The sequence below is a fragment of the Mobiluncus sp. genome, assembly GCF_034180645.1.
GTDB lineage: Bacteria > Actinomycetota > Actinomycetes > Actinomycetales > Actinomycetaceae > Mobiluncus.
Window position 1 is genome coordinate 109831 of the sequence record NZ_JAXFNY010000014.1, and the last position, 16835, is coordinate 126665.

A 16835-nucleotide genomic window follows, 5' to 3' on the forward strand; every position below is an offset into this window, starting at 1 on the left:
GCAACGCAATTGAACTACTTCTTCTTTTTCTTCTTTTTCTTTTTCTTCTTCTTGTCGTCCTCGCCGTCCTCAGAACTGTCGGCAGCCGGTGACGCCGCATCATTAGGTGAGGAATCCAACGTCACAAACGGAATCTTCCCGGCTTTGGCGCGGCTCACCACTTCGGCGGCATGATTAGGCACGGAACGAACCGTATCGAACGACGTGCGCACGTACCCGCTCGAGGGCGGACGCTCGGGCAAGGTAATGGGGGCGGTATCGCTGGGCAAATCCGTATAGGGAATGGTGGACAGGAAGTGGGCAATCATATTGAGCCGCGCGGCTTTCTTAGAGTCCGAAGACACCTGATACCACGGGCATTCCGTCGTGTCGGTATGCACCAGCATCTCGTCTTTTGCCCGCGAATAGTCCTCCCACCGGGTGATTGATTCCAAGTCCATGGGCGAGAGTTTCCATTGGCGCAGCGGATCGTGCAAACGCCGGGAAAACCGCTCGTACTGCACTTTGTCGGACACTGAGAACCAGTATTTGCGCAGCATGATGCCGTCCTCGACCAGCATTCGTTCAAAAGTCGGGCACTGCTGCATAAACTTTTGTACCTGAATCGGGGTGGCGAACCCCATGACTTTCTCAACCCCGGCACGGTTGTACCAGGAACGGTCAAAAATTACGATTTCTCCGGCCGCGGGCAGGTGGGAAATGTAGCGCTGGAAATACCACTGGGTTTTTTCGCGTTCCGTAGGGGTAGGCAGCGCCACGACCCGAGCGACACGCGGTGAAAGGTACTCGGTCAGACGTTTGATGGTGCCGCCTTTTCCGGCGGCGTCCCGGCCCTCGAAGATAATCACAATCCGGGCTCCGGTCTGTTTCACCCACCTCTGCAGTTTTGCCAGCTCAGTTTGCAGCCGATACAGTTCGGTTTCATAGATTTTATTGGGTACCTTGAGGGGTGGTTCCGGTCTGGTTATCGACTCTTTCCCCGGATTACCGTGGTCTTGCATGGCGATGCTCCTTTGCTCCGCTAACGTCCTAAAAAGACACGCTTCCAGCATAGACGCAATTTTCGCGGCTGGCCCGGAGTTATCGGGGTGGAAAATTTGTTTTTTTTCGATACACTAGAAATATCTCGATGTCGAGACATAATTTCTAGAACGAAAGGAACAGCGTGGACCTCTACGAGTACCAGGCGCGTGACCTGTTTGATAAGCATGGAGTCCCGGTTTTGCCGGGCAAAGTCGCAAGCACTGTGGAGGAGGCCAAGGCTGCTTTCACCGCCTTGGGTGCTCCGCTGGCAGTAGTAAAAGCCCAGGTTAAGACCGGTGGTCGCGGTAAGGCTGGCGGCGTTAAACTGGCTCGCAGCGCGGAGGAAGCCGAAGCTAACGCCCAGGCGATTTTGGGTATGGACATTAAAGGCCACACTGTTTACCGCGTGATGGTGGCGGCTGGTGCTGACATCGACCGGGAGTTCTACTTCTCGATTCTGCTTGACCGTGCTAATCGCCAGAACCTGGCGATGTGCTCTGTCGAAGGCGGGATGGAAATCGAACAGCTCGCCAAAGAAAAGCCCGAAGCGCTGGCGAAGGTGCCGATTCCCGCTTCTGGCATGGACGAGGCCGTGGCTCGCCAGATTGCCGACGAAGCTGGATTCGACCCGCAGACTGCCGCGAAGGTTGTCCCGGTATTCCTGAAACTGTGGGATGTCTACACCGGTGAGGACGCCACCCTGGTGGAGGTAAACCCGCTGGTGGCAACCAAGCAGGGCGACATCATCGCTTTGGACGGCAAGGTCACTTTGGACGACAATGCCCGCTACCGTCACCCCGAACATGCTGAACTGGTCGACCACAAGGCGGCTGACGAGCGCGAACTCAAGGCGCAGGAGGCCGGGCTGAACTACGTTCGTCTGGAAGGCCAGGTCGGCATTATCGGTAACGGTGCTGGTCTGGTTATGTCCACCCTGGACGTGGTGGCTTACGCCGGGGAAAAGTACGGGACAAAGCCTGCAAACTTCCTGGACATCGGCGGGGGCGCCTCGGCAGAGGTGATGGCAAAAGGTCTGGATGTGATTCTGACTGACCCGCAGGTCAAATCCTGTTTCGTCAATGTCTTCGGCGGTATCACCGCGTGCGATGAGGTCGCGAACGGCATTATCGGCGCGCTGCGGATTTTGGGAGACCAGGCGACGAAACCCCTGGTGGTGCGCTTGGATGGCAACAAGGTCGAGGAGGGGCGTGCGATTCTGAAAGCCGCCAATCACCCCTTGGTCACCATGATGGAAACGATGGACGAAGCCGCCGACAAGGCTGCACAGCTGGCCGCGAAGTAAAGGAGAAGCACCACAATGTCGATTTTTCTTGATGAAAACTCCAAAGTAATTGTCCAGGGCATGACCGGTTCGGAAGGCCGCAAGCACACGACCCGAATGCTCGCTTACGGCACCAAGGTGGTCGCCGGCACGAACCCGAAAAAGGCCGGAACTACCGTCGAATTCGACGTCGTTCCCTACGGCCCGCTGGCTGACTCGGTCCAGGGCGGCACCGTCAGCGTCCCGGTGTATGGCACGGTTGCCGATGCCAAGGCCGCGACAGGCGCGAACACTTCGGTCATCTTCGTGCCCCCGGCGGGCGCGAAAGGCGCCATCATCGAAGCCGTGGATGCCGGCATGGAGCTGGTGGTGGTCATCACCGAGCACATTCCTGTCCAGGACACGAACGCCGCTTTCGCCTACGCGAAGTCCCACGGGGTGCGCATGATTGGCCCGAACTGCCCCGGTATCATCAGCCCCGGCAAGTCCAATGTCGGCATCACCCCCGGCGACATCACCCCGCGCGGAAAGCTCGGCTTGGTGTCCAAGTCCGGCACGCTGACCTACCAGATGATGTACGAACTGCGCGACTTGGGCTTCACCACCTGCATCGGCATCGGCGGGGACCCGATTATCGGCACGACCCACATCGACGCCCTCGAGGCCTTTGAAAAGGATCCTGAGACTGAACTCATCGTAATGATTGGCGAAATCGGCGGTGACGCCGAGGAGCGCGCGGCCGCCTACATCAAAGAGCACGTCACCAAGCCCGTAGTGGGTTACGTGGCGGGCTTTACCGCACCCGAAGGCAAGACCATGGGTCACGCGGGCGCTATCGTCTCCGGTTCTTCCGGGACTGCAGCGGCCAAGAAAGAAGCCCTCGAGGCTGTGGGGGTGCGCGTTGGCAAGACTCCGAGTGAAACCGCGCGCATTGCCCGGGAAATCATGCAGAGCAAATAAGGTTTTGCCCTAGCTTTCTATAGAGGCGCGGTCGGAACTGAGGTTTCGGCCGCGCCCTTTTTGGCTGATTACCCGGGTGTTCCGGCAGGGGTTGTTGCTAATTGGGGATTAAATCGGGGTTGGTGGTTATATAGGCCAGCAACGTCGATTTAATCGCGAATTTCTATCGCTTAAGCCGAACCCCTGCCGTGCCTTCGTGGGCGGACTCTTCGGCGCGGCAAGTCCGCGAGGTTCTGTGGGTTTCCTATACTTAGGTGGGACGAGGCGCGGCTCACGGCGCCGGGGAGGAGAGTTATGGACGCACGGTCTAACCGTCCTGGTCAGCGTCCCCCGACTCGTCCGGGGAGGCGTCAGCGTCGCGTCAACACCGCTCCTGACGGCCAATCTCTGCCGACCGACCCCAGCGAGGAACGCACAGGTTCGCCCGCGTCCCTGACCGGCGCCGGTTCTGCGGGACTGAACGCGCCAAAACGTTTTCGCCGCCTCGATTTCCGCTCTGTTTTCCGTTCTGTATTCCGCAAACCTACCCGCGCCGAACTGTTCCCTGCGGGAACTTGGCGCTCCCTGTGGCTGGGATTCCAGACTTGGGCGATAAACTGGGCGGTGCTGGTGCTTCTGGCGATTGCTGTGTGGATGCCCACAGCGACCACCCCTTCCGAAGAAGGGACGAAGTGGAGCGATGCCCTGGCGGTGGGCAATGCTATTTTTGCCGCCGCATTCCGCGCCGAGTTTTCCAGCGAAACGATGCGTTTTTCCCTCACTCCGTGGGGACTCACCCTGCTGATTGGGATGATGCTGGCAGCGAGTTTGCGGGCGGCAAAACCCCCGAACGCCGCGGCTTTGGCGTGGGGTCTGTTGGCCTTCCTGGTTCCGTGCTGGGTGTGTCTGGGGTTTGCCGCAGTTTCCCTGGTGGTGTGGCGCGCGTTCATTTTTTCGTTATTTTTCGCAGTGATAGTGTTCTTTGCCGTGGCCAGACATCTGACCTGGTGGAATGTGACCGCGTTCTTTCCTGAGGGTGAACCGTGGCCGTGGCTGAGTTTGGCGAGCCGCTGCCTGCGGGTACTCGCTGCAGGCGGCGCGGCTCTTTCCGCGGTTTTTCTGGTTGCGGCCATGTTTACCGGCTGGGAGCAAATGCACACCATCTGGACCGGGCTGAAACCGGACGCGCTCGGTTCCGTGGCGATGGTACTGGTCATCCTTGCTTACCTGCCGACTTTGCTGGTGTGGAGTGCCGCGTGGATCACCGGTCCGGGCATCAGCCTGGGTCAAGGGACAGTGTTTTCTCCCGGCCAGGTCATTGGGGGCGATTTGCCTCCGGTGCCGGTGTTGGCGTGGTTGCCGGACGTGCCGGTAGGGTGGTGGCCTCTGATTTTCCCGGTGGCACTAGCGATTGGCTTGGGTCTTTACCTTGGCGGACGTCATCGGCTCGGACTGGCTGACACCGCGTTGTCTCTGGCCCTGTTCCTGGCGGGATTGCTGCTGGGCGGGCTGCTCATCGTGTGGTTTGTCAGCGGTTCACTAGGGCCGGGCCGTCTGGTGAACGTGGGTCCTCTCGGCTCGACCCTCTACGCGGGGGTGCTGGCTTGGGGGGTACCTTTCGTGGTGACCGCCCTGCTGAATCATCCGTGGATCCGCGAAGCAACCCGGCGCTTCGCGGTGCGGGTCTCGGGCAAGAATCCGGAGGCCCTTCCCACTGCTAGAATCGACTTATGACGAAGCGAGTCTTAACGCTGCCCGGTGGCCGCCCCTCCCGCCTGGTGGTGCTAATTTCCGGGGAAGGTTCTAATCTTCAGGCGCTCTACAAAGCGACCGCGAACCCCGCTTACGGCGCGGAAATAGTGGGGGTCGTTTCCGACCGGGAAACAGCCGGGGGTTTGCAATGGGCACAATCACAAGGGGTTCCCACTGCCACAGTTTGTTTGGGGGACTTTCCCGATCGGGAAGCCTGGGATAGCGCGCTCACGGCAGCGGTGCAGTCCTGGGAACCGGATTTAATAGTCAGCGCCGGATTCCTAAAAATATTGGGTCCGAAATTCTTAGCTCAGTGGCCCTCCCGCGTGGTTAACACCCACAATTCGCTGCTGCCCTCTTTCGTGGGCATTCACGGACCGCGCGATGCGCTGCGAGCCGGAGTGAAACTGGCGGGGGCGACGTTGTTCATTGTCGATCCGGGCATGGACACCGGCCCAATCCTGGCCCAGGTGGCGGTTCCGGTTCACGACGATGACAACCTCGAATCGTTGACTGAGAGAATCAAAGTCGCCGAACGTGCCCAGTTAGTCGACAGCGTCGGCCGGATGGTGCAGCACGGCTGGTGGATAGACGAAGTTCGTGCCGGTTTTGAAAGTGACTAGGATTGAACCGTGAGGCTTCTTTTGCGGCATCGCGGTTGCGGCTCCCGAGAGAGGTCCGAATAACTGTTGATTTTTAAATACAAACGATGAACCCGATGAAGGAAGGCAAGGCAAGGTGGCGGAAACGACAAATCGGAATAGGGAAACTCAGATTCCCATCAAGCGGGCTTTGATTAGCGTGTGGGACAAAACCGGACTGGAAGAACTGGCGCAGGCTCTGGTCGAAGCCGGTGTGCAAATCATTTCCACCGGCTCCACCGCAAAAAAGATTGCGGCAGCGGGTCTCCCCGTCACCCCGGTAGAGGACGTGACGGGCTTTCCCGAATGCTTGGAAGGGCGGGTCAAAACCCTTCACCCGCACATTCACGCCGGTATCCTCGCAGATCGGCGCAAACCTGACCACGTCAAGCAACTGCAGGATCTGCAGGTCGAGCCGATAGACCTGGTGGTGTGCAATCTTTACCCCTTCGAGGACACGGTAGCCAGCGGTGCCGACTTTGACGCCTGTGTGGAACAGATTGACATCGGCGGGCCTTCTATGGTGCGCGCCGCAGCAAAGAACCACCCCTCGGTGGCGGTCGTGGTGTCACCCTACGCCTACGGCACCGTCATCGAAGCAGTCCGGGCAGGTGGCTTTGACCTGCGCGAACGCCGAATCTTGGCGTCTCAGGCTTTCACGCATACCGCTGAATATGACGCTGCCATTGCTACCTGGTTTGACGACCAGATTACTCGTTTCGCCATGGAAGGTATCGGTGCGGCGGCGTCGCAAGATGAATCGGATGAGGATTCCGTGATGTCGGAATGGGTGGAGCTCTCCGGGGATCGGATTGCCTCCCTGCGCTACGGGGAAAACCCGCATCAGTCTGCGGCTCTTTACGTTGACCTTGAACAGATCGCGGACATGATGGAAGAGAATCCCGACGGGGATTGCAACTGTCCCGCCTGCGCTCATCACCCCGAGTTGGACGATATCGAGGCTTGCGACCGAGCTGGTTCGGACCCCCAGTCCAAGCCCGCTCCCGGCATCGCCAACGCGATTCAGCTACATGGCAAAGCAATGTCGTTCAACAACTACACGGACGGGGACGCGGCGATACGCGCAGCTTATGACCACGCGGAGCCTTGCGTGGCGATTATCAAACACGCCAACCCCTGTGGCATTGCGGTAGCCGCTGATGTCGCTACCGCGCATCGCAAAGCCCACGCCTGTGACCCGGTCAGTGCCTTCGGCGGTGTTATCGCGGTGAACCGTCCGGTGACAGTGGAGTTGGCGAAACAGATTGCCCCGATATTCACCGAGGTAGTGCTGGCTCCGTCCTATGAGCCGGGGGCGGTGAAAGCCTTGGCGGCAAAGAAGAACCTGCGCGTGCTGCGTGTCACCCCGCCAGCCCGAGGGGCTCTGGAAGTGCGCCAGGTCAGCGGGGGATACCTGGCTCAGCAGCGTGATGACGTGGCGGAGCCAGGGGACCGTTCCAGCGGGTGGACCAAGGTGTGCGGTCCTGACGTTGACGAAGCGACCCTGCACGACCTGGAGTTTGCTTGGCAGACAATCCGCGCCACGAAGTCTAACGCCATTCTCTTGGCGCATGACGGGGCGACGGTCGGCATCGGCATGGGCCAGGTCAACCGGGTGGATTCCTGCAAACTGGCGGTGGAACGTGCCAACACCCTGGGCGGACGTGAAACCGGAGACGCCGCCGCGAGTCAAAGCGATGTGGCCGGGGGTGCTCGTGCCGAGGATTTGGCGGTGGCGGCTCCACCCGAGCGAGCTCGCGGAGCGGTCGCGGCTTCTGACGCGTTCTTCCCGTTTGCCGATGGGCCGCAAATCCTCATTAACGCGGGTGTGAAAGCCATCGTGCAGCCCGGCGGTTCTATCCGTGACCAGGAAACCATTGATGTGTGTGAAAAGGCCGGGGTCACGATGTTTACCACCGGGGTGCGTCACTTCTTCCACTAGAAGCACCGGCGGGAGCGGTGATTGGGCGATTGCCGGTCTCGCCGCCCCCTGCCTGATTACTGTAACCGACCCAGAAACCATCAAGGGAAACTGTTGAACACCCCTGACTCCCAAAACTCCGAACCCGCCGTGCCGGACTGGCAGTCGCTGGATTCAGTGACACCTGACCAGCCCGTCTTGGTGCCTGACTCGGGTCCGCATCCGTTCGATGCTCCCAGCCGTGTCCAAGTGCTGCTGTTGGGAGCCGCGGTAGTGGTCCTGTTGGTGTTGTCTGTAGTCGGATGGTGGCAAGCAGCGGTTTGGGGTCTGGTTGTGGCGCTGCTGGCGCTGGCGGTGTTTCGCCTGACTAACCGCCATGCTTGGACCAGGGCGCGGGGAACTATATTTGATGTCACGGTACTGGTTGCGGCAGCAGCGGGGATTACCCTGGTGATGCTGGTATTGCCGGAATGAACTGCGATAAACTCGATAACGGGATAATTTAGAAAGTTGGTAAGCTAACCCTATGGCTGATGAGAGACGAAACAATCGAGATGAGATTACCACGCGGGCACAAAATCCAATGGACAAGCCCGGATGGGTGGAAGTGGGCGGCGAGCGGTTTTGGCATTGCCCCCGGTTGTTTACTGCCGAGACGCACCAAACTTTACCTTGGACTTTAGAGGATCGGGTGCGCCGTCTGCCCAACGCGAAACTGTTAGACCGCAAGACCGAGCTCGGCGGGTGGCGGCCAATGACGGCTGTGGAGTTCAACGAGGATGTTCACTCGGTGGCGCGTGGCTTGATTGGGATGGGCTTGCAGCCCGGGGATCGCTTCTGCATCATGGGTCACACCTCGTATGACTGGATGCTGCTGGAATACGCAGGATTCTGCGCCGGACTGGTGCTGGTTCCCATTTATGAGACGGATTCCGCGGAACAAATCGCGTGGATTCTAGAGGATTCCGACCCCTCTCTGGTGGTGTGCGAAACGAACGCGATGCGTGAGCTGGTCAGCTCGAAACAGGATTGCGGCCGCAGTTTGAAAAACGTGTTGTGCCTGGAAGATTCCGCGGTAGTCAGAATCAAAAAGGCCGGTATGGACGTTCCCGATTTCCAGGTTGATGAGCGTTCTCATGCGGTGACCATCGACGATTTGGCCACGATTGTGTATACGTCGGGGACCGCCGGAAAGCCCAAAGGCGTGGAAATCACGCACGGGAACTGGATGGAACTGCTGGCCAACGGCATGAAGTGGATGCCAGAAATCGCGGGGTATCCGTCCTCTCGGCTGCTGGTGTTCCTGCCTCTGGCTCACGTTTTGGCTCAATACCTGCAGTTGATTCAAGTGTGGGGGGCGGGCACCCTGGGTCATGCTCCCAATATCCGCAACCTCATTACTGACCTGCAGGAATTCGCACCGTCCTACGTGATGGTGGTGCCGCGGGTGTTGGAAAAGATTTACAACACGGCTCAGGTCCAAGCCCGAGCGCACCGGATTTCGCGGATCTTCTTCTCTCGGTCGGTAAAGGTCGCCGAAGCGTATTCACGGGCTTTGGATACCGCGGAAGGTCCCAGCCGGCGGCTGCGGACGAAACGTTTGGTGTATTCCCAGTTGGTTTATCGCCGGATTTTGTCGCTGTTTGGGCCGAATCTAAAGTTTGTGATCTGCGGCGGGGCGCCGTTGAGCGAGGAACTCGGGCACTTTTTCCGCGGCATTGGAATGCCGGTGTTGGAAGGCTACGGATTGACCGAAACCTGTGCGCCGCTGTGTTTCAACAACATTAAGAATTACCGTATCGGGACGGTCGGTCCCGCCGTGGCATCTACTGACCTAAAGATTTCCCCCTCCGGCGAGCTGCTGGCAAAGAGCCCGGCCATCTTCCATCGCTACCACAACAACCCGGAACAAACCGAGGCGGCTTTTGAAAACGGCTGGTTTAAGACCGGCGATTTGGCGACTATTGACCAAGACGGTTTCGTGAAGATTACCGGGCGCGCCAAGGACATCATCGTCACTGCCGGGGGCAAGAACGTGGCTCCTTCCGTGCTGGAGGATCCGCTGCGTCAGTATGCCCTAATTAACGAAGTGTTGGTGGTAGGCGACGGGATGCCTTTCGTGTCCGCCCTGATTACCCTGGATACGGATATGTTGCCGACCTGGCTAAAGAACCACGGTATGCCTACGATGGACGCGCTGACCGCCTCCAAGGATCCCCAGGTTCTCCAGGCGATTTCGCGAGCGGTGGAACGGGTCAACGCCCGCGTGTCCCGCGCCGAGTCTATCCGCAAGTTTAAGGTCTTGCCGACCGCCTTTACCGTCGAGAACGGTCTGCTGACCCCGTCGATGAAAGTCAAGCGCAAGGAGGCTGCCGCAGCGTTTGCTGCCGAAATTGAGGAACTTTACGCTGACAAGCTGGTGAAGTAAGGCCGCTGAGTCTTCGCGGGAAGCCAATCGCAACTCCGGGGGAAACTTTCCTGGAAATTTATCTCGATATCGAGTAAAATTTCGGTGGTGGCGATAAGCCCAGAAAATTGACCTCTACAAGGAGTAAAAATGGCGAAGATCAAAGTGGAAAATCCGGTTGTCGAACTCGATGGCGATGAGATGACCCGCATTATTTGGCAACAGATTCGCGAAAAACTCATTTTGCCTTACCTGGATGTGGACCTGAAATACTACGACTTGGGTATCGAAAATCGTGACCAGACTGAGGACCAGGTCACTGTCGATTCCGCCAATGCCATTAAGAAGTACGGTGTGGGCGTGAAGTGTGCGACCATCACCCCTGATGAGGCCCGCGTGGAGGAATTTGGACTGAAGAAAATGTGGAAGTCCCCCAACGGCACTATCCGCAACATTCTGGGCGGTGTCATTTTCCGCGAACCCATTATTATGCAGAACGTTCCTCGATTGGTGAAGGGCTGGGACAAGCCGATTGTGGTGGCGCGTCACGCGTTCGGCGACCAGTACAAGGCGACCGACTTTAAGGTTCCCGGTGCCGGCAAGGTGATGTTGAGTTGGGTGCCTGATGATGGTTCCGCCCCGATTGAGCACGAGGTTATTCACATGCCTGAAGCGGGCGGTGTCACCATGGGGATGTACAACTTTAACGATTCCATTCGGGATTTCGCCCACGCCTGCTTTAACTACGCTCTGGTACGGAAGTATCCGGTGTATCTCTCCACGAAGAACACGATTCTCAAAGCGTATGACGGCCAGTTCAAAGACATTTTCGCTGAAATCTATGAAACCGAATTCAAGGCCAAGTTTGAGGCTGCCGGTTTGCTCTATGAACATCGGTTGATTGATGACATGGTCGCCAGCTCCTTGAAGTGGGAGGGCGGCTACCTGTGGGCTTGCAAGAACTATGACGGTGATGTCCAGTCCGACACAGTAGCACAGGGCTTTGGCTCGCTGGGGTTGATGACCTCCGTGCTGATGACCCCGGACGGGCGCACGGTTGAGGCCGAGGCGGCTCACGGCACGGTGACGCGCCACTACCGGGCTTGGCAGCGTGGGGAAAAGACCTCCACTAACCCGATTGCCTCTATCTATGCCTGGACGCGTGGGCTGGCGCATCGCGGCAAGCTCGATAACACTCCGGCGGTCATTGAGTTCGCCGAGACCCTCGAGGATGTCATTGTGAAGACTGTCGAGGGCGGTCAGATGACCAAGGATTTGGCGCTGTTGGTCGGCGGGGACACCCCCTGGTTGACCAGCGACGACTTCATGAATGCGTTGGACGAGAATCTGCAGGCTCGCTTGGGTTAGCAGGCTCCTGGGGAATTCCGCGGGCTTCCGCGGAATTCCCCATTTTTAGGGTGATTTTGCTACGGTCTGGTTTTGCTCTGGTAGTCTGAAGTCCTTTGTGGTGGGCGCTCCTCCCCAATTCGAGATTTGCCTGGTGCCCTGGTCTGAGGACGGATTTGCAGGTTACTACCCCGGTATGAGGTTTAGAGGACGCGGGCGGGGCCGCAGTTGCTTATGCTTACTGAGCAAATGAAATCACTATGCTTACGCTAAATCATTTCGACAGGAGGGAATCTATTGTAGTTTGTAGGAAGATCCTGGCGTTACGTCGCCCGGAAACGAATCAAAACCATCATCATTTTCGCTATTTTCCTGGCGATGTCTACGGTGCTGATGTCCGCTAACGCGGTGTCCCGCGCTACTGACGCCACTGCGGCGGAAATCGATGCGAAAACCGGGCAGGGCTTCGTGTTGGGGAACAACCCCCAGTTCAACACCGGCACCCCGCGGGGCGCGGGGAACGTGAAGCCCGCGGATATTAAAAAGATTGCCGGGATGGAACGGGGTAGAGAACTATGTCGCCCGCCAGAACGTCACCGCCTTTGTGCTGGCCGGGGCCATTTTGGCGCTGGTGCTGTGCCTGTGGCTAAACGAACGTAAGAAAGAGAGGGGAACCCTGCTGTCGATGTGGGTGACGAAAGCGAGCATTATGGCACAGTACGGCCTGGAGCTTATCTTTATTGCCTCCCTGCCCATGTTACGTAAAAGCCCGCGCGCTCTGTTGGTGGATAACAAATGAACGGGGTGTGGTCACGATCTTGGCGTTCGGTCGTCCGTCGGCCGCGGCGCAGCCTGCTGATGGTGGCGATTATCACCTTGGTGTTTACCGCCCTGGTGGCCCAGTCCGGGGTGAAATCAACCATGTTGAGTGTGCGTGATGCCATCAGTTCCAACGTTTTGGCGGGGTTTACCGCTACCAGCCAAACCGGTCAGCTCCCCGACCAGGCCCGCAAACAACTGGCTGATTTGCCGGGGGTGAAACGTCACGCTTATGAGGGCGAGGCGGCGGCGAAACCGGAGAATGCGAGCCTGGTCAGCGCCGCCGGGGGGATTCAGCTGGATCCCGAGTTCGGCGGGGATTTGCTGGGAATCAAAGGCACCAGTGATTCATCGTTGAACCCGGAGTTCTTGGGGAAAATCTATACCCTGGAACAGGGTTCTCACATCGGTAAACCTGGTGTCGAGGCAATGATTCACCGCGACTTCGCCCAGAAAAATTCTCTGCACCTGGGAGACGCCCTGGAACTGCGCCACGAAAACACGCTGGTGCGGCTAAAAATCGGGGGGATTTATTCCGGGAAAGCCGAAAACCCTACCGGCATGCCCTCGGGAAACTCCGAAAACCAGGTGTTCACAAACCTTGACTCCCTGCAAAAGCTCGGCGGTCAGGTCAGCACGGCCCGCTACTTTACCGAACGGGCTGACCAGTTGCCCCAGGTCCTGAAAGCGGCCCAGGCCACGGCCCCCAAGCTGAGCCTGGAAAATAACTCGGCGCAGTTCGCCGACGTACTCCAAGCCATTTCCGGGGTCGACCAGATGCTGGGAATGTTACTGTGGGGATTCTGCCTGGCAGGAGCCCTGGTCTTGGCCCTGGTGGCGACGTTCTGGGTACGCTCGCGACTGCCCGAGATTGGCATCCTGCTGTCCCTGGGCAAGACGAAACTGGAAGTCGGGTTGCAGTTCCTCCTGGAGGCGGTCCTGTTCGGAGTCATCGGCGCTGTGTTGGCAGTTATCCTGGGACGGCTGTTGTCAAACAGTTTGGGTCAGCTGGTGCTGTCCAAAGCCGGAAATGAGACGTTAGCGGCGTTAGCGCCCGCCAACGGAATCGCGGGGAATGCGATGTCCCTGGGCCTTGGTTTCCTGGTCATCATCATCGCGCTGGGGTTGGCGTTGTTCCCCATCATGCGTCAAACCCCGAAAACTATTCTTTCCAAGCTGAGTTAAGGAGAAAAAATGAGTATTTTACAGTTGGATCAAATCGATTACACCTACAAAGGGGCAGGAGCAAAAGTCCTGGACAACGTCAACTATGAGTTTGAGAAGGGCAAGTTCTATGCCATTCTGGGAGCCTCCGGGGCCGGCAAATCCACCATGTTGTGTTTGCTGGCCGGGCTGGATGCCCCGACCGCGAGCACGGTCCGTTTCGACGGGGAGGACATCGCGAAAAAGGGCTATTCCTACCATCGCAAGCACCAGATTTCCCTGGTGTTTCAAAACTACAACCTCATCGACTACCTGACCCCGCTGGAGAACTTGCGCCTGGTCAACTCGAAAGCCAGCACGGACATGTTGGAAAAGCTGGGCTTGGACGCGAAAGAAGCGAAACGCAACGTCCTGCTGCTTTCCGGCGGTCAGCAACAGCGGGTCGCTATCGGGCGCGCCCTAGTGTCCTCAGCGCCGGTCATTTTGGCTGACGAACCGACCGGCAACTTGGACGAGACGACCGCCGCGGGAGTGACGGAAATCCTCCAGAAGGCCGCTCACGAGCAAGGTAAGTGCGTCATCGTGGTAACCCACTCGAAAGAGCTTGCCCGCAACGCCGACGTGACCCTGCGGCTGCAGCGGCGCAAACTTGTGGAGTTGTAAAAGTTCTTGCCTCCGGTGAGTGACTCGCCGGAGGCAAAACTATATTTAGAAGCTAATAACACCAAACGTTTTCAGCACGCTGGTGATAAAGATGGCCACCAGCAGGATAGGAGCGATGTATTTAATCATCACGCTCCACAGCCCCGAGTGCTTGAAGTCCCCGGAGATACGCACCTCGTCGATGAGGACTTCAGGTTTGCGTATCCACCCAAAGAACAGGCACATCAGCAATCCGCCCAGAGGCATCATCACTGAGCTGGTCAGGAAGTCCAGGAAGTCTAGTATGGTCGAACCGGCCCCGAGAGGCTGGATAAAGGACAGTGAACTGTAGCCCAGGGTCACGATGATTCCCGTAGCGCTCAGAACTATAACGGTGACTAACAGCGCCTTGCGCCGTTTCCATTCCAAGGTGTCTTGCAGAATGGATACACAGGCCTCCACCAGGGAAATCATGCTGGTCAGGGCCGCAAACATGACCAGCAGGAAAAACACGAAACCGATGACGGTGGCGATGCCACCAAACATTTCAAACACCTTCGGGATAACCAAGAACATCAGGGATGGCCCCGAATTCTTGGCCACCTCGTCAGCGGAACCCAGGGTCGCGAACGTAGCGGGGATAATCATCAGCCCCGCTAACAGGCTGATTCCCAGCGTTGTGGTGGTCGTTTGGAAAGCCGAAGACGTAATGGAGACGTCCTTTTTCATGTAAGACCCGTAAGTGACCATCGTCGCCGCGGCCAGTGACAGACCAAAGAACGTTTGACCCAGGGCGGCGATGAGCAGCTCTAGTGAAAACTTGGAAAAATCGGGGACCACGAAGTATTTCAGGCCCTCCAGAGCGCCGGGTTGGGTCAAAGTAAAGATGCCAATCAACAGCGAAACCAGAATCAACGCCGGCATCATAATCAGGTTGGCCCGTTCCACCCCGCCGTTGACTCCCAGCGCCACTATGATGAACGAAATCGCTCCGAACAGCAGCATGAACGCCACGGACTGCGGACCGTCAGAGATAAACGCCCCGAAGCTCTCGCCCCCGTCAGCCAGCTCTTTTGTCATTCCGGCCGCGTAGGCGAACATATAGTGGGTCACCCAACCGCCAACCACCCCGTAAAACGAGGCGATGACGAAAGGAACCGCGGCGATAAACACGCCGATGAATCGGTACTTTTTCCCGAAAGAAGCGAAGGCAGCAATGATGGACTCACCCGTTTTTCGCCCAAGTGAAATTTCCAAAATTAGCAACGAAACGCCCAGGGTCAGCATAAAGATAAAGAACACGAAGATAAACGTGCCCCCGCCGTAGTGCGCCGCCAGGTAAGGGAAACGCCAGATAGTGCCCAGTCCGACAGCTGAACCGGCTGCCGCGAGGACGAAACCTAGTTTTCCTGACCACGAGGCTCTCTGCTCGGGAACCACACTGACATCTACCAAAATAATCTTCCTTTTTGTTCTCTCGATTTTCGGTGGGGACAGCCGGAGGCATTTCGGTTATTGAAACTCACCGCAGGTTCTCTCCGCAGAAAATCTTACATTCCAAAACCGGAAAGACCGTATTTCGGGTTTTGTCCGGTATGCGCACGAGGTACGGTCAGGGGCGCGTCAGTCTGGTAATCAGGGCAGTGTGTCACGTATTGATACGCTAACTTGCAGGGGATATGCCCGATTTGTAGGATAATCAAAAAAATTGTTATCTGAAAGTAAGGTCAATCAATGCAGCGCGTAGCAATCAACGGTTATGGCAATTTGGGTCGCGGCGTCGAAAAAGCTCTGGGGCTCGCCTCGGATTTAGAGCTGGCGGTGGTGTTTACCCGCCGTAATCCCCAGTCGGTGAAAACTCTTGGCGCGCCGGTGGCCAGCGTGGAGGATATGCCCGATTACACCGATGACATCGATGTTTGCATTAACTGCGGCGGCTCTGCCACGGACTTGATGAAACAGGGAGTCGCGACCAGCCAGTGGTTTCACACCGTGGATTCCTTTGACACCCACGCGCGCATTCCTGACTATTTTTCCCGCATTGATGCGGCGGCCCAGGCCGCGGGACACTGCGCCATCATCAGCTGCGGCTGGGATCCGGGGCTGTTCTCCATGTTGCGCGTGCTGGGTGACGCCGTTTTGCCCTCAGGGTGCACCACTACCTTTTGGGGACGTGGGGTGTCACAAGGGCACTCCGATGCGATTCGTCGCCTGGATGGGGTAGTGGATGCCCGCCAATACACCGTTCCTGTCCCCGATACCGTGGCGGCGGTGCAGGCGGGGCATGCCGGGGAACTTAGCACTCGCCAGATGCATACCCGTGAGTGTTTCGTGGTGGCCGAGCCCGGGGCAGATACCGCCCGGATTGAAGCGGAAATCAAAGCCATGCCCAACTATTTTGCCGACTATGACACCACAGTGACTTTTATCACTGCCGCGGAGATGGCGCAAAACCACAGCGGGATGCCCCACGCCGGCCGGGTCATTCGCACCGGCTGCACTTCGCCGGAGGTCCGGCAATCCTTGACGTTTAGCCTGGAACTTGATTCCAACCCCGAGTTCACCGGCTCCGTGCTGGTCGCAGCGGCGCGGGCGTGCGCCCGGAAAGCCGCCCGAGGCGAAACTGGAGCGTTCACCATGCTGGACGTGACCCTCAGCGATCTGTCTCCCCGTGATCCGGGGGAGTTGCGCCGCGAAATGCTGTAGGGGCAAGTACCCGGTGTCGGCCCGCCCTGGTGCGCCCTGCCAGGGCTAAATCCGTGGTGTTTTTGTGACCGTTGTGAAACAAGTGAATCCAAAGGGGAAAACACCGCGAAAAATTCGAGAATTGTTTGCTAACTCGCTGACAAATGCGCTAAATTTGCGTAGTCTCTAATGGAGGATTTCACCAAAGTGAAA

At 57.9% G+C, this 16835-nt stretch carries 15 protein-coding genes; 12 read left to right on the plus strand and 3 right to left on the minus strand.

The genetic code is table 11. From position 1 onward, the window contains the following. Nucleotides 1–14: 14 nt before the first annotated feature. A complete protein-coding gene (gene ppk2 / locus SPI05_RS06080) occupies nt 15–1001 on the minus strand; it encodes a polyphosphate kinase 2 (protein WP_321077080.1) in 987 nt (328 codons plus the stop codon). A 164-nt stretch (nt 1002–1165) separates the two neighbouring features. On the opposite strand from ppk2, the gene sucC reads away from it, so the two are divergent. The 8 genes from sucC (at nt 1166) to SPI05_RS06120 (ending at nt 11333) form a co-directional block, all read left to right on the plus strand. Then, nucleotides 1166–2326 carry an ADP-forming succinate--CoA ligase subunit beta gene (gene sucC / locus SPI05_RS06085; protein WP_321077082.1) on the plus strand — a complete coding sequence of 387 codons (1161 nt, stop codon included), beginning with the start codon at nt 1166–1168 and terminating at the stop codon, nt 2324–2326. A 15-nt stretch (nt 2327–2341) separates the two neighbouring features. After that, nucleotides 2342–3265 (plus strand): succinate--CoA ligase subunit alpha, encoded by a 924-nt coding sequence (gene sucD / locus SPI05_RS06090; protein ID WP_297721972.1) that lies wholly within the window; start codon nt 2342–2344, stop codon nt 3263–3265. 294 nt (nt 3266–3559) lie between these two features. Further along, on the plus strand, nt 3560–4978 hold the full coding sequence (locus SPI05_RS06095) for a DUF6350 family protein (protein WP_321077085.1): 1419 nt from the start codon (nt 3560–3562) through the stop codon (nt 4976–4978). Beyond that, entirely contained in the window at nt 4975–5619 is a 645-nt protein-coding gene (purN, locus tag SPI05_RS06100; protein ID WP_321077087.1) for a phosphoribosylglycinamide formyltransferase, read from the plus strand. The genes SPI05_RS06095 and purN overlap by 4 nt, the downstream gene beginning before the upstream one ends. A gap of 115 nt (nt 5620–5734) precedes the next feature. Then, complete coding sequence (locus SPI05_RS06105) at nt 5735–7579, plus strand: bifunctional phosphoribosylaminoimidazolecarboxamide formyltransferase/inosine monophosphate cyclohydrolase (protein ID WP_321077089.1); 1845 nt, start codon at nt 5735–5737, stop codon at nt 7577–7579. A gap of 93 nt (nt 7580–7672) precedes the next feature. Continuing rightward, complete coding sequence (locus tag SPI05_RS06110; protein WP_297346036.1) at nt 7673–8032, plus strand: intracellular motility protein A; 360 nt, start codon at nt 7673–7675, stop codon at nt 8030–8032. A gap of 52 nt (nt 8033–8084) precedes the next feature. Beyond that, nucleotides 8085–9986 carry an AMP-dependent synthetase/ligase gene (locus SPI05_RS06115; protein ID WP_321077092.1) on the plus strand — a complete coding sequence of 634 codons (1902 nt, stop codon included), beginning with the start codon at nt 8085–8087 and terminating at the stop codon, nt 9984–9986. A gap of 129 nt (nt 9987–10115) precedes the next feature. Beyond that, nucleotides 10116–11333: an NADP-dependent isocitrate dehydrogenase gene (locus SPI05_RS06120; RefSeq protein WP_321077094.1), complete on the plus strand. Its 1218-nt coding sequence runs from the start codon at nt 10116–10118 to the stop codon at nt 11331–11333. A gap of 302 nt (nt 11334–11635) precedes the next feature. Here SPI05_RS06120 and SPI05_RS06125 read toward each other — a convergent pair whose 3' ends face one another. Further along, entirely contained in the window at nt 11636–11806 is a 171-nt protein-coding gene (locus SPI05_RS06125) for a hypothetical protein (RefSeq protein WP_321077096.1), read from the minus strand. 53 nt (nt 11807–11859) lie between these two features. Between SPI05_RS06125 and SPI05_RS06130 the strand changes: the two genes are divergently transcribed. Genes SPI05_RS06130 through SPI05_RS06140 form a run of 3 tightly spaced genes read left to right on the plus strand, consistent with a single transcriptional unit; the run spans nt 11860 to nt 13958 of the window. Next, a complete protein-coding gene (locus SPI05_RS06130; RefSeq protein WP_321077098.1) occupies nt 11860–12111 on the plus strand; it encodes an FtsX-like permease family protein in 252 nt (83 codons plus the stop codon). Further along, complete coding sequence (locus SPI05_RS06135; RefSeq protein WP_321077100.1) at nt 12108–13316, plus strand: ABC transporter permease; 1209 nt, start codon at nt 12108–12110, stop codon at nt 13314–13316. The genes SPI05_RS06130 and SPI05_RS06135 overlap by 4 nt, the downstream gene beginning before the upstream one ends. A gap of 9 nt (nt 13317–13325) precedes the next feature. Next, entirely contained in the window at nt 13326–13958 is a 633-nt protein-coding gene (locus SPI05_RS06140) for an ABC transporter ATP-binding protein (RefSeq protein WP_321077102.1), read from the plus strand. Between the two features lie 45 nt (nt 13959–14003). On the opposite strand, the gene SPI05_RS06145 is transcribed toward SPI05_RS06140, so the two are convergent. Then, the gene (locus tag SPI05_RS06145) at nt 14004–15392 is read right to left on the minus strand and encodes a sodium-dependent transporter (protein ID WP_321077104.1); all 1389 of its coding nucleotides are present in this window, start codon (nt 15390–15392) and stop codon (nt 14004–14006) included. Between the two features lie 279 nt (nt 15393–15671). Here SPI05_RS06145 and SPI05_RS06150 point away from each other — a divergent pair, with 279 nt between their 5' ends. Beyond that, the gene (locus SPI05_RS06150) at nt 15672–16643 is read left to right on the plus strand and encodes a diaminopimelate dehydrogenase (protein WP_321077106.1); all 972 of its coding nucleotides are present in this window, start codon (nt 15672–15674) and stop codon (nt 16641–16643) included. Nucleotides 16644–16835 lie beyond the last annotated feature (192 nt).

Bases quoted from the DNA above. Each gene is read 5' to 3' on its own strand.
- SPI05_RS06140 (WP_321077102.1), top strand. From the start codon at position 13,326: ATGAGTATTTTACAGTTGGATCAAATCGATTACACCTACAAAGGGGCA.
- ppk2 (WP_321077080.1), bottom strand. From the start codon at position 1,001: ATGCAAGACCACGGTAATCCGGGGAAAGAGTCGATAACCAGACCGGAA.
- SPI05_RS06095 (WP_321077085.1), top strand. From the start codon at position 3,560: ATGGACGCACGGTCTAACCGTCCTGGTCAGCGTCCCCCGACTCGTCCG.
- SPI05_RS06120 (WP_321077094.1), top strand. From the start codon at position 10,116: ATGGCGAAGATCAAAGTGGAAAATCCGGTTGTCGAACTCGATGGCGAT.
- SPI05_RS06115 (WP_321077092.1), top strand. From the start codon at position 8,085: ATGGCTGATGAGAGACGAAACAATCGAGATGAGATTACCACGCGGGCA.
- SPI05_RS06150 (WP_321077106.1), top strand. From the start codon at position 15,672: ATGCAGCGCGTAGCAATCAACGGTTATGGCAATTTGGGTCGCGGCGTC.
- sucD (WP_297721972.1), top strand. From the start codon at position 2,342: ATGTCGATTTTTCTTGATGAAAACTCCAAAGTAATTGTCCAGGGCATG.
- purN (WP_321077087.1), top strand. From the start codon at position 4,975: ATGACGAAGCGAGTCTTAACGCTGCCCGGTGGCCGCCCCTCCCGCCTG.
- SPI05_RS06135 (WP_321077100.1), top strand. From the start codon at position 12,108: ATGAACGGGGTGTGGTCACGATCTTGGCGTTCGGTCGTCCGTCGGCCG.